This window comes from Bacillus sp. UNC41MFS5, from assembly GCF_000686805.1.
In genome coordinates this window covers 315,458-328,726 of sequence record NZ_KK366018.1, presented here as the reverse complement: position 1 = coordinate 328,726, position 13,269 = coordinate 315,458, and the positions used below count along the sequence as shown (strand labels likewise).

12 protein-coding genes are annotated in these 13,269 nt (G+C 39.8%); 11 read left to right on the top strand and 1 reads right to left on the bottom strand.

Annotated features, from left to right (window positions below):
* Positions 1–7 precede the first annotated feature (7 nt).
* The 8 genes from BR30_RS0125235 (at position 8) to BR30_RS0125205 (ending at position 10,217) form a co-directional block, all read left to right on the top strand.
* Positions 8–2,251 (top strand): AAA domain-containing protein, encoded by a 2,244-nt coding sequence (locus tag BR30_RS0125235; RefSeq protein WP_026567437.1) that lies wholly within the window; start codon positions 8–10, stop codon positions 2,249–2,251.
* 127 nt (positions 2,252–2,378) lie between these two features.
* Positions 2,379–3,167: a hypothetical protein gene (locus tag BR30_RS0125230; RefSeq protein WP_026567436.1), complete on the top strand. Its 789-nt coding sequence runs from the start codon at positions 2,379–2,381 to the stop codon at positions 3,165–3,167.
* 27 nt (positions 3,168–3,194) lie between these two features.
* Complete coding sequence (locus tag BR30_RS0125225) at positions 3,195–4,043, top strand: DUF3307 domain-containing protein (RefSeq protein WP_026567435.1); 849 nt, start codon at positions 3,195–3,197, stop codon at positions 4,041–4,043.
* Positions 4,044–4,253: 210 nt separating this feature from the next.
* The gene (locus BR30_RS0125220) at positions 4,254–4,862 is read left to right on the top strand and encodes an alpha/beta hydrolase (RefSeq protein ID WP_026567434.1); all 609 of its coding nucleotides are present in this window, start codon (positions 4,254–4,256) and stop codon (positions 4,860–4,862) included.
* Positions 4,863–5,217: 355 nt separating this feature from the next.
* Positions 5,218–5,427: a hypothetical protein gene (locus BR30_RS38175; protein ID WP_155928829.1), complete on the top strand. Its 210-nt coding sequence runs from the start codon at positions 5,218–5,220 to the stop codon at positions 5,425–5,427.
* A complete protein-coding gene (gene proB, locus BR30_RS0125215) occupies positions 5,424–6,536 on the top strand; it encodes a glutamate 5-kinase (RefSeq protein ID WP_026567433.1) in 1,113 nt (370 codons plus the stop codon). The genes BR30_RS38175 and proB overlap by 4 nt, the downstream gene beginning before the upstream one ends.
* A gap of 6 nt (positions 6,537–6,542) precedes the next feature.
* Positions 6,543–7,784: a glutamate-5-semialdehyde dehydrogenase gene (locus BR30_RS0125210; protein ID WP_026567432.1), complete on the top strand. Its 1,242-nt coding sequence runs from the start codon at positions 6,543–6,545 to the stop codon at positions 7,782–7,784.
* A 150-nt stretch (positions 7,785–7,934) separates the two neighbouring features.
* Positions 7,935–10,217: an ATP-dependent DNA helicase gene (locus BR30_RS0125205; RefSeq protein ID WP_026567431.1), complete on the top strand. Its 2,283-nt coding sequence runs from the start codon at positions 7,935–7,937 to the stop codon at positions 10,215–10,217.
* Between the two features lie 56 nt (positions 10,218–10,273).
* Here the strand turns inward: BR30_RS0125205 and BR30_RS34525 are convergent, their stop codons facing one another.
* Positions 10,274–10,594: a hypothetical protein gene (locus BR30_RS34525; protein WP_035446113.1), complete on the bottom strand. Its 321-nt coding sequence runs from the start codon at positions 10,592–10,594 to the stop codon at positions 10,274–10,276.
* A gap of 252 nt (positions 10,595–10,846) precedes the next feature.
* On the opposite strand from BR30_RS34525, the gene BR30_RS0125195 reads away from it, so the two are divergent.
* The 3 genes from BR30_RS0125195 to BR30_RS0125185 are packed head-to-tail and all read left to right on the top strand — an operon-like array spanning position 10,847 to position 13,158.
* Entirely contained in the window at positions 10,847–11,098 is a 252-nt protein-coding gene (locus BR30_RS0125195; RefSeq protein WP_026567430.1) for a FeoA family protein, read from the top strand.
* A complete protein-coding gene (locus tag BR30_RS0125190) occupies positions 11,091–11,810 on the top strand; it encodes a FeoB small GTPase domain-containing protein (RefSeq protein ID WP_026567429.1) in 720 nt (239 codons plus the stop codon). Before BR30_RS0125195 ends, BR30_RS0125190 begins: the two co-directional genes overlap by 8 nt.
* Complete coding sequence (locus tag BR30_RS0125185) at positions 11,785–13,158, top strand: nucleoside recognition domain-containing protein (protein WP_026567428.1); 1,374 nt, start codon at positions 11,785–11,787, stop codon at positions 13,156–13,158. Before BR30_RS0125190 ends, BR30_RS0125185 begins: the two co-directional genes overlap by 26 nt.
* Positions 13,159–13,269: the final 111 nt, after the last annotated feature.

Below are 13,269 nucleotides of genomic sequence, written 5' to 3'. Positions count from 1 at the left end.
TATTCTAATGAAGGTAATAAATTTTATTAAAGAATGGCAGCAAGCGTTACAGAATGAAATCCTCCATTTAAAAAAATATGGCAGTAACAAATTTCTTGTTTCCAATGGAAGGCTGCTATCCACAGAGGGATCCTATACATACTACTTCGATACCGCTTTATCGATCCGTATACCCATTGGTTCTCAGGTTCGACTCGAGTGGGGAAGTATAAAACAGAGCGGTCGAGTACTTTCTTCTGAAGGGAAGGGGGTTATGCTTGCCATGGAACAATCATTTGGAGATTTAATTCACGAAGCACAGCTTTTTCATGATCCATGGGAATTACTCGAACAGCTCATTGAACGGCTGGATGAAATGAAAAAAAATAAGCAAAAACGAATCCGAGTGAAAAGATTGATGGACCCCTCCATGCCTGCTAAGCATCCCGTTGAAAAAAGTAAAAGCAATGTTCATGAACTCGTTTTACGATCCAAATACAACCCTGTTACCTTCGTTTGGGGCCCTCCTGGAACAGGGAAAACCTATACTTTGGCCCGAGTAGCCGCTAATAAGTATTTCCAGGAAAAGAAAGTGTTAATTTTATCACATAGTAATCAAGCGGTTGATGTACTCATTCATGAGATATCAACCTTTATTCAAAAGAAAGGCCGTTTTCGTGAGGGGGATGTACTCCGCTATGGATTCAATTCAAGCGAGCAGTTTGCCGATCACAAAGCAGTTACCACTAGTCAACTTCTTCAGAAAGAAGATCCTCGGCTAGCGGAAGAGAAGGAAATGTTACTAGCGGAAAGACGGAATCTAAAGCAAGACATCGCCCGTTCTTTTAGCAAAAGGGACACGAATCAGTTGCTGGAACTAGAAACGAAAATTGCCAGAGTCCTTGAAAAAATCCGCCAAAAAGAGCTTGAATTTATTAAGGATGCGTTTATCGTGGGGACAACACTGGCCAAAGCGGCGGGTGATGCAGCAATTTATGAAAAAGAATTTGACCTTGTCATCCTGGATGAAGCTAGTATGGCATATGTCCCTCAAGCCGCTCTTGCTGCGACGCTAGGAAAGCGAGTGATTATTTGTGGGGATTTTAAACAGTTACCACCGATTGCCTCCTCCCGGGATCCCTTAGTCACCATGTGGTTAAAAGAAGATATCTTCCATCGCGCTGGTGTGGTCGACTGGGTTCGAGATGGAATGCTGCATCCGCATCTTTTTTTATTAAGAGAGCAACGGAGAATGCATCCGGATATCTCTTCTTTCACGAATCAGTATATTTACCACTCGCTTGTCGGTGATCATGAAAGTGTTTTAAAAAGTAGAAAATCAATCGTCGATCGGACACCCTTTCAAGGTATGGCCTCTGTTCTCCTTGATACAAGTCACTCAGGGATATATGGCATGACAGAAAAGGCATCGAATTCACGCATGAATATATGGCATGTATTATTGTCCTTTCAATTAATTCATGAGTCGTACGTGGCAGGGGCTCGTTCAATTGGTTATGTGACACCCTACCGCGCGCAAGCAAATTTAATGGAGTTACTGCTTACTGACTTATATGAAAAGGAACGTTCAACCGCTGACATTATTTCTGCGACCGTGCACAGATTTCAAGGCAGTGAACGGGATGTCATGATTTTTGACACGGTGGATAGTGAACCACAAACACGGGCAGGGATGCTTCTCACTGGAAAGGATAGTGAACGATTGATCAATGTGGCCATCACCAGGACAAAAGGAAAGTTCATTCATGTCAGCGATCAATCGTTTATTCGAAAACATGTGTATAATGGGAAAACACTTCGACAGCTAGTGGAACATCAAGGACGTAAGCAGCAAACAATCGGAACAAAGGATATTGGTAAATGGATAAAGAATCAGCAGTCAAGATTACAGTGGAGCCATGCACGAAAGTTAGAGAAAGTATTCAGTGACTTTCAAACAGCAAAAAAATCAATCATTCTTTCTTTACCGGACCAAACAGTTCTTTCTGAACAATGGAAGGAACAGCTGCAAAAAAGGAGCCCGTCTGTAAAATTAACGGTTTTGGCGGGGGGGCCGTGGGAAGAGCTGCAACCCAATCAGTTATTGAACATCAGCCTGCCGTTTCCATTCATTATGATCGATGAGCAGCTGTTATGGCTTGGTTTGCCATTAGAGGCTGCAAGAGGAGTCCGCCCCCCTTATATTGCGGTTAGGCTCCATTCGGAGAGAATATGTGAGTATTTACTAGGACAGTTCCAGACACTGGAGTAATCGTTTAGTGGGAATGCAAGGTATAGTTTCGCTAAATGAACTAATCAGAAAGCAGTTTGACAATATAATCTAACATAATTAGAATTAGATTATATAATCTAACTATTTTGATTGAAGGGGATACTAAATGAATGTTCCGATATCGATTTTTATTTTAGATGTAAGTAATTCTTCCACCCCAGAAATGGGGGAGAAACTTACTGTTTATTTGGATGATGTGGTGGACTGGATTACTTGTTGGACAAAGAATCTTGGTCCGATCCAAATAAAGCATCGTGCGGGAGATGAAATTATTTTTGTTGGCCCTGGATACTCAACTGCGTATACGATTGCATTTTTTGTAAGCAGGGTGTGGAAATACAAGGAGCATATGCCTTATTTCGGCTTGGCCTTTGGGGATATTGACAAAGAAGTGAAGAATGTGGACCTTGAGAAATGGATTCATCCATTGGTCAAACAAGCTAGGTATGCAAATGATTTAATTAAACAAGAAAAAAACAGAATGCTCTTTAAGTTCGAATTGGATCAGTTCTATTCAAATGATTCATTACCTTACCATCAGTTCAGAAATGAATTTGAGACTCTAATCAATGCATTATTACATCTGCAGTTGAAATTCATTCAGAGTCAAACGGATATTCAAGAGATCGTTTGTACCCTCTTCCTTATTTTAAAACAGCAAAAAGGGATTGCAAAGATTCTTGGCAGAACGGCCCCGACGATATCGAGCCATTTTAAAAAGGGAAATAGTGAAGAAATCCTAGATACATTTTTAAAGATTATTAGTATATTGCATTCATTACAAGAAAAAGCGTATCCGGAAAGTGTCATTCATCCAGAAACTACAAATGAAAATCTTACAACAAGCATCAGGACTCACTTGCAATCGATTGTAAACACACTTATTGATTCTTAAGATTCAGCTATAGAGAGAGGAGAAACCATGTTATTTTTCAGTCTAGTTCTTGCCCACTTCATTGCTGATTTTTATTTACAAACAGATGACATGGTCATTGCAAAAAGAAAGAATTTATGGAAACATGTCAGCCACCATCTTTTCACGACTGCTTTAGTATTAATTGGATTCTGGATTCTCGACTATAATTTTGAGAATATCCTTAAACACCTGTTCATCCCTTTGATTTGTATTGTGGCGTCGCATCTTATTGTGGATTGGTTTAAGATTATCCTGCTTAATAAATTGAAAATGACGAATGAGGAAAATATGAAGCGGCTAGGTTACTTTGTTTTAGATCAGGTCCTGCATCTAGGTACGATTCTACTAGCATGTATGTTCTGCTTTCAGTTTAACATTGTAGGATTCGTTCAACAGAATGGGGGGTTAAGCTTTATTGATTCTGTTCTGTTTTTTATTATCATTGTTATCCTCACAACAACTGTAAGCGGACATATGATCAAGATCCTCCTCGGTTCCCTGCCAAATCAACTTTTGACCTTTGAGGGGAAATATTCTTTTAAAAATGAACAAAATGAAGCTGAATTTATTCGTAGGGGTAAAAAAGGATTAACAGAAGAATACAATTTTACAGTTTTCAGTAAGCATGATCTTTCGCGTGGGAAATTAATCGGCTATATTGAGAGATTACTAGTATTATTGTTAACATTTTATAGTGCCTACCCAGCCATTGGATTTATTGTGGCTGCCAAATCGATTGCCCGCTTTAAACAAATGGATGACAGGGACTGGGCAGAATATTTTTTATTGGGAACACTAACTTCTATGTTTCTTGGTATTACCCTTGGAATTTTATTAAAAGTAGTCATAACATAAGAAGTTATAGATTGAAAAGCATCCTGTGGGTGCTTTTGCTTTTTTTAGAGTGATTCAAAAGAGTTGACGAAACCATCGTTAAGTATTACTATTATCTCATATTCGAGATAATTGAAATTAAGAGATTTAATCAATTTGGACGGTTAGGAAATGACCAAATTTCTAACAATAATTGCAAGGAACTTTTAAATTTGAAAGGGGAAGGACACGATGAAACATATATTTCAAAAAGGAAAAGATGCAACGAAGCCAACATTTTTATTGCTACATGGGACGGGCGGAACGGAGTTAGATTTGATTCCACTTGCAGGTAAAATTGATGAGGATGCTTCTTTTTTAAGTGTACGCGGAAATGTCCTTGAAAATGGGATGCCGCGTTTTTTCCGGAGATTAGCTGAAGGGATTTTTGATGAGGAGGATCTTATTTTTCGTACAAAAGAATTGTATGAATTCCTAGACGAAGCCTCACAAACCTATGAATTTGATCGAAAGAATATCATTGCGATTGGATATTCCAATGGTGCGAATATCGCAGCGAGTTTGTTGTTCCATTACCAGGATGCCTTAAAAGGGGCCATTCTCCATCATCCAATGGTTCCATTAAGAGGAATTGAATTGCCAGATTTAACGGGGGTAAGTGTCTTTATTGGCGCAGGAACGAACGATCCGATTTGTTCGCCTCTGGAATCAGGGGACCTGGAAAAAATGTTGGAAAATGCGCAGGCAAAAGTCCATCTTCACTGGGAGCATAATGGCCACCAATTAACCTATGATGAAGTGGAAGCAGCTGCGGTCTGGTATAAACAAAGTAATAAATAGATACTTCCTTTATGCTAACCGAACAGCAATCGGTTAGCATTTTATTTTAAAAATTTAAACTATTCTATTGACTTTTTATCATTTTCTGAGGATAATCAAAGAAATTATAAATCGAAAAACAGTTTGGGATTAGTAAATCTTTGGAACGTGTTAGAGAGTGAAACCCACCGGCTGAAAGGTTTCTCACGGAAAAAAGTTTGAACCTGCCCTCACATACACTGCTTATGCAAACATAAGCCGTCACCCTCGTTACGGGTCCAAAGTGGGTGCATGGCATCAATAAAGGTGGTACCGCGGAAACGACTTTCCGTCCTTTTTATAAGGACAGAAGAGTCGTTTTTTTTATTTTAAGGCTGTGTTAAAGGGTAATGTTGATTTTTGCACTCTGTTGATTGGAGTGGAAGGCACGAAGACTCCTGCGGGAGTACGGGGCAGGGGAGACCCCGCAGGAGCAAAGCGACGAGGAGGCTCCCCGGCACGCCCGCGGAAAGCGAAGTGCCTGGAACGGAAATCAACAGACAAAATTAACACAGCCTATTTTAAAAGAAGGGTTAGAGGGATATGAAAAAACAGTTGGTGGTTGTAAAGATTGGGAGCAGTTCACTCACGAATGCCTCAGGGACAATTTCTGAAGAAAAAATACGTGACCATGTTGAGGCACTTGCTTTTTTGAAAGAACAAGGGCATGATGTTTTACTTATTTCATCTGGAGCTGTAGCCGCGGGTTTTGGTTCTCTTGGTTATCCCACTCGTCCCAAAACTGTATCTGGGAAACAGGCAGCGGCTGCTGTTGGTCAAGGGCTTCTGATGCAAAAGTATATTCAGTTGTTTAACGAGTTTAGTATCGTACCGGCCCAAATCCTATTAACGCGTGAAGACTTTTATAGCCAGGTCCGGTTTCATAACCTCTTTAATACGATTCAGAAGTTACTCCAAAAAGGTGTATTACCGATAATAAATGAAAATGATTCGGTGGCAATTGAGGAATTGACTTTCGGTGATAATGATATGTTGTCTGCTCTCGTGAGTGGCTTTTTACATGCCAATGCACTGATGATCTTAACCGATGTGAATGGTTTATATGATGGCAATCCAAAAACGTCTAAGGAAGCCAAGAAATATCATTTTATTCCCGAAATATCTGAAAACCTCCTAGGAGTTGCAGGGGAGGCTGGTTCTTCGGTAGGAACGGGTGGAATGAAGTCAAAATTACTAGCCTCAAAAAAAGCTCTTTCCCTTGGTGTCAGTGTCTTTGTCGGCACAGGTAAGGGAAAGGGAAAACTGGTGGATATTTTAGCTGGTAAAGGGGATGGGACGTATATTGGAGGGCCCTTCCAAACGCAAATGCAAATGAGAAAGCAATGGATCGCCTACCACTCACAGGTCGGTGGAGTAATTGAAATTGATGATGGGGCAGTGAATGCAGTGTTGTTTCAAGGTAAAAGTCTACTGCCAGTAGGAGTGACCAATGTAATAGGAGAGTTTAATGCCTTAGATGTTGTCGTGGTCCGCAATCAAAAAGGGAGAATCGTCGGGAAAGGACAAAGCTACTATTCATCTAAGAATCTACAAAAAGTAAAAGGCTTGCCAAGTGAACAATCCAAAGATTATTCGATTAACAAAAAAGCAGAAGTGATTCATCGTGATAATTGGGTCACCATGCCAAAGGAGTGAAAATAAATGAGTGAATTATTAGAAAAAGCCAGCAAATTGAAAAAAGCATCTAAACAATTGGGGATGCTGTCAACTGAAGACAAAAATGCAGCGTTGTTAACGATGGCGGACCATTTATTGAGAGAGAAAGAATGGTTAATCGCTGAAAACGCAAAGGATATAGAAGCAGGAAAAGAAAATGGATTTTCCGAATCACTTTTGGATCGGCTTCTTTTAACAGATGAAAGAATTGAACAGATTGTCGATGGAGTAAGACAGCTGGTAGATTTAAAGGATCCAATTGGCGAAACAATTGAAGCATGGGAGCGTCCGAATGGGTTACAAATCGAAACGATTCGGGTTCCGCTGGGGGTCATTGGAATGGTGTATGAAGCGCGTCCCAATGTTACCGTTGATGCAGGTAGTCTGTGCTTAAAGGCTGGAAACGCTGTTCTTTTAAGAGGGAGCACTTCGGCGATCCATTCTAATAAAGCGCTTGTTCATGTCATGCAGAAGGCACTCAATGAAACTGCTATTCCAGCAGATGCCGTTCAACTCTTAGAGGACACGAGCCGTGAAACAGCGGCTGAAATGTTTAAATTGAATGAATACCTCGATGTGCTTATTCCTCGCGGTGGAGCAGGGTTAATTCAATCAGTTGTTCAAAATGCAACAGTTCCAGTTTTGGAGACAGGCGTAGGCAATTGTCATGTTTTCATTGATGAAACCGCTAAAGAAAACATGGCTATCGACATTGCGATTAATGCAAAATTACATCGGCCATCCGTTTGTAATGCAGCGGAAACCGTGCTAATTCACGAAAAATGGCCTTATGTAGAAAAATTATTACATTCGCTTCATGACCGGGGAGTGGAACTGCGTGGGGATGAAGTTTTAACAGCTGACTATCCTTTTGTAAAGCAGGCCACGGAAGAGGATTGGAAAAGTGAATTTTTAGCACCGGTTTTGGCCGTAAAACTGGTAAATGATGTGAAGGAAGCGATTGATCATATTGATCAGTATGGAACGAAACATTCCGAGGCCATCATCAGTGAAAATCTTGACAATGTTCGTTGCTTCTTCCAGGCAGTCGATGCAGCGGTCCTCTATCATAATGCATCCACCCGATTTACCGATGGCGAGCAGTTTGGTTATGGGGCAGAAATTGGAATTAGTACACAAAAGCTTCATGCCCGCGGACCAATGGGCCTCCGAGCGTTAACAACAACGAAAGCGATTGTCCGTGGAACTGGACAAATTCGATCATAATGATTCACATAGTAAACAGGTAAGGATGTTGGTTCGTCCTTACCTGTTTTTTATTAATGAGTTGGAAACTATCCAAAAAAGAGGAAAAACTGGTATAATAAAAGCGAACGTATATTCCTATAATTATTTTTTAGTAAGATGGTGGTTCTAGTGTTAGATACTATTTCTATATCAGTAAGAACTCTCGTTGAACATGTATTTCGGAGCGGAAGTATCGATTCACGTTTCCGTTCACCATCAACGATGTTAGATGGAACAAGAATTCATCAAATGATCCAGAAAACGTATGGAGAATCTGATCAGAAAGAAGTATACCTCCGTGCAGAGGTCAAGGCAGGAGACCTTTCTTTCACTGTAGATGGCAGGTGTGATGGGTTGTTGTTTCGTGATGAAGAGGTGATTATCGATGAAATCAAATCCTTTTCGCACGCTTCGGAGCAGATTCAGCAAGGCGGCTATCCCGTGCACTGGGCACAAGCGAAACTGTATGCCTTTATGTATGCCAAGGATAATGATTTACAGGTTATCACTGTACAGCTTACCTATGTCCATGTTGATACACTTGAGAAGACATTTTTCCAAAAAAGATACTACATCACCGAACTTGAAGTCTTTCTAGAAAATGTAATGGAGGACTATTCCCCTTATGCAAACCTTCTCTCTAATCATCGAAAAAAGCGAAATGAGAGCTGTAGAGAGCTAACCTTCCCATTTGAAACCTACCGTGAGGGGCAACGGAAATTAGCTGGGGCGGTCTATAAGTCGATTTTAGATAAGAAAAATCTGTTTGCAAAAGCGCCAACCGGCATTGGAAAAACAATCTCGACACTCTTTCCATCCGTAAAAGCTATTGGTGAGGGGCATTTGGACAAAGTTTTCTATCTTACGGCTAAAACGATCACCCGTACAGCGGCCGAAGAGGCTTTTAAGAAAATGCGATCTTGCGGTCTTTGCATAAATACCGTAACAATTACGGCAAAAGACAAGGTTTGCTTTAAGGACGAAACCAATTGTCAAAAGGATTATTGTGAATTTGCTAATGGATATTATGACCGGATTAATGATGCGATACTTGATATCATATCTAATGAAAACGGCATGACTCGAGAAGTAATCGAAATTTACGCTAAGAAACACACCGTCTGTCCCTTTGAATTTTCGATTGACCTTGCCTATGTCGTCGATAGCATCATCTGCGATTACAATTATGTATTTAATCCGCGCGTCTCCTTAAAGCGGTTGTTGGAAGATCAAAAAAAATCTACTGCTCTATTGGTTGACGAGGCCCACAATCTTGTAGACCGCGGCCGGGAGATGTTTTCATCCTCCATAAACAAAGAGGTATTTCTACAATTGAAAAAGGAATTTAAAGGTGTCAATAAATCCCTGTTTGACGCAGCTAATAAGCTTAATGCCTGGTTTCTATCACTAAAAAAAGAAAATCTAGATAAGCATGAGTTCACGCTTAATCATCTGAATGAAGAATTGCTTGACTCCCTTATACAATTTCTAGAAGCTACCGAACAAGTGCTCTCTATAGAAGCTTCACCAACTCTTTTGGAAGCGTACTTTATCGTCAATAATTTTTTGAAAATCAATGAGTTTCTAGATGAACATTATGTCATTTACGTAGAAAAAGTGAAAAATGATTTCATTGTAAAGCTTTTTTGCATTGATCCTTCTAAGCTTCTTCATCAAATGGGAAAGGGATATCGATCCAAAATCTTCTTTTCAGCAACTCTTTCGCCTTTAAACTTTTATCAAGATCTACTTGGCGGGCAGGAGGATGATTATGTGCTATCCATCCCTTCGCCATTTTCAAGTGATCAGGTCGATGTCTATATTCATCCATTGTCCACTCGTTACCGTGATCGCGAACAGACGAAGGAATCAATCGCAGCAGGAATTCAATCATTGATAAAAAAGCGGCCTGGGAATTATTTTATCTTTTTCCCATCCTATCAGTATTTATTAGCTGTTTATGAACAATTCAAGCAGCAGGATGAAGAAACGAAAACAATTATTCAAGCACCTGGGATGACTGAACCGGAAAGAGAAGCCTTTTTGGATGCTTTTAAACCGAATCAAACGGAAACATTACTGGGATTCGCGGTCCTTGGAGGAATTTTTTCGGAGGGTGTCGATTTGATTGGTGATCGCCTAAATGGGGTTGTGGTTATCGGTGTAGGTTTGCCGCAACTATGTTTTGAACGGAATCTCATTAAAGAACATTTTAATCAACAAAACAAAAATGGTTATGACTATGCCTATGTATATCCTGGCATGAACAAGGTACTACAAGCTGGGGGAAGGTTAATTCGTTCAGAAGAGGACCTTGGAACGATCGTGTTGATTGATGATCGATTCTTACAACGTCAATATCAACAACTCCTGCCGCCAGAATGGCAGATGTTTACGGTTGGTACACTATAAATGCTTTAGAAGATAAACCCCTAATGGAGTCTTTTCCATAAGGGGTTTTGTAGTTCTTAAATAAAAAATGTTCCTGATACCATAAAGCTAAACAGTGTCCCAAGGATTAAACCTGTGGCTGCAAAAAAAGTAAGGATCGCACCGTGGATCTGACTGCGTTCACAAAAAGTCATGATGCCCATAAATACAGCCCCAACTCCGAACAAGAGCGGCATGAAGACAAGCGATACGGCGAAGAACAACCATCCCAAAATTACATAAGTCAATCCTTTCTTATTTCTAGTAGAAGATACATCCGGTTGGAAGGTTACACTCCCACAACTTTGACAAATATTTGAGTTGACTACCTCGTAGGAGCCTCCTGAAGAATCAAACATTTTACTCACCCCTTCGTATTTTTAAAAAAACTGAATATTTTAAAAATTAACTTTAGATTACCATAACTTGTTAAAAATTCAAGTGATATAGATTACTTCCTTGAATAAAAATGGCTTTTATTCCTTTTTTTAGATAAAGGTCCACACATAAATAATAATTTTTTTTGCTAAATAGGAGACATTTTTAGAATTATTACATATAATTAAAGAAAAGTTGCACACGGTAAAAACTTTGAAGGTGGGGAAAGAGAGATGGATAACCCTAAAATTATCAAACTTGTGAATGGTCAAAAAGGAAATTTAATAAAAATAACTGATATAAATCTAGAGGGTGTCATGAGAAGAAGATTATTAGATTTAGGATTTGTGAATGGAGCGCTCGTAGAGGTTATCCGAAAAAGTCCGTTAGGAGATCCAATTGCTTTTCGTGTCAGTCAAACAACCATCGCACTACGAAGAGAGGAAAGTTCAAGAATAGAGGGGGAGCTGGTGTCTTATGAGTAATGAATATCGAATTGCCTTAGCTGGAAATCCGAATACTGGGAAAAGTACCTTGTTCAATGCCTTAACCGGCCTCAGACAACATACAGGGAATTGGGCAGGAAAAACCGTTTCACTGGCACACGGGACTGTTCAGCATAAAGATAAAACGTTTAATCTTATTGATCTTCCTGGTACCTACTCACTTTTCTCGAATTCAACGGATGAAGAAGTTGCGCGAAATTATATCGTTTTCGAAAAACCAGATGTGACGGTTGTGGTATTAGATGCGACTTCATTAGAGCGTAATTTAAATCTAGCGTTGCAGGTATTAGAGATGACAACAAATGTTGTCATTTGTATCAATTTAATTGATGTTGCGGAAGAACAAGGAATTCAGATTAATGAGCGATTGTTGACCAATCGATTGGGGGTTCCCGTCATCAAGATTTCTGCCAGGAACAAAAAGGGATTTCCTATGCTTTTAGATACCATTGATCGGATTGTGACTGGGGTGATTGAATGCAACCCGGTACAGGTGTCCTATCCTGCGGAGATCGAAGCTAAGATTAAAAAAATTGAACCTAAAGTACGTGAATTTATTGGAGATCAATTATCCTCTCGTTGGGTTTCTTTGAGATTGCTAGATGGAGATGAATCATTACTGAATGAAATTAGTAACCGATTGGTTGCAGGAGGTGGTGTAGAGAATGAGTATTCAAAAGCTTTATGCTGAAGCTCAGGAGCTGTCGACACCAAAGCTGAGAGATGACATTGTTCAAAACCTTTACGATCGCAGTCATAAATTATGTCATGAAGGAATTACCTACACACAATCAAAAAGGGATACTCGAACCGAAAAACTGGATGCAGTTTTTACTTCACCAATTTTTGGTTTTCCCATCATGATTGCTATGTTAGGAGTTCTATTTTATTTAACAATCGCAGGAGCAAATATCCCATCCTCCATGATAGCTGAGTTTTTTGGATTCTTAGAGGGGTATATTACATCATTTTTTACCTTCCTGCATGCACCCGATTGGTTGCACGGAGTCCTTGTTCTCGGTTTATACCGAGGAACGACATGGGTGATTAGTGTTATGCTACCGCCGATGGCGATCTTTTTTCCAACATTTGCATTATTAGAAAATTATGGTTATCTTCCAAGGGTAGCCTTTAACATGGATCGGCTCTTTAAAAGAGTAGGTGCCCATGGGAAGCAATCATTAACAATGGCGATGGGATTTGGCTGTAATGCGGCAGCGGTTATTTCAACAAGGATTATTGAATCACCAAGAGAGCGGATGCTGGCCATCCTTACAAACAACTTTGTTCCATGTAATGGCCGATGGGGAACTTTAATTGTTTTAGCATCGTTATTCATGGCTGCCAATTTTACAGGTGGGGCAGCATCACTAGTTACCACAGGGGTCGTTGTCGGTATTGTTTTATTTGGTATAGTGGTAACCTTTTTTGTTTCTTGGGTTCTGTCGAAAACGGCCCTAAAAGGAGTACCAACTCATTACACATTAGAATTACCGCCTTACCGTAAACCGAAGATATTTGATACCGTGATTCGATCATCTTTAACAAAGTCTTGGTCTGTATTAGTTCGCGCCGTTAAAGTGGCTGCTCCAGCAGCGATTTTAACTTGGGTGTTTGCGAATATTTACATTGGTGATACCAGCATTTTGATGTATGCTGTTGAGTTTTTGGACCCATTTGGAAAAATGCTTGGCCTTGACGGTTACATCATGATGGCGTTTATTTTAGGGTTACCGGCAAACGAAATTGTTCTTCCAATCCTATTGATGGGTTATTTATCAACAGGATCTTTAACCGAAGTTGATAGCATGGTAGATTTGAAGAAAATCTTTCTTGATCACGGTTGGACGTGGCTCACTGCACTAAATATGATGTTATTTTCGCTTCTTCATTATCCATGCGGAACGACCTTGCTAAATATTTATAAAGAAACGAAGAGTAAGAAATGGACATTTCTCGCTTTCTTGATTCCGACTGTTATCGCAATCTTTGTTCCCCTCATTATTACACAAACGGTTAGATATTTTGGCTTACTATAAAGATTGAAAAAAGGGACTGACACTTTGTGGTCCCTTTACTTTTGAGGGTTAATAAAAAAAGGTAAGTCAGTGTTATTACTGACTTACCTTTTTTCGTTGGCTAATATAGAA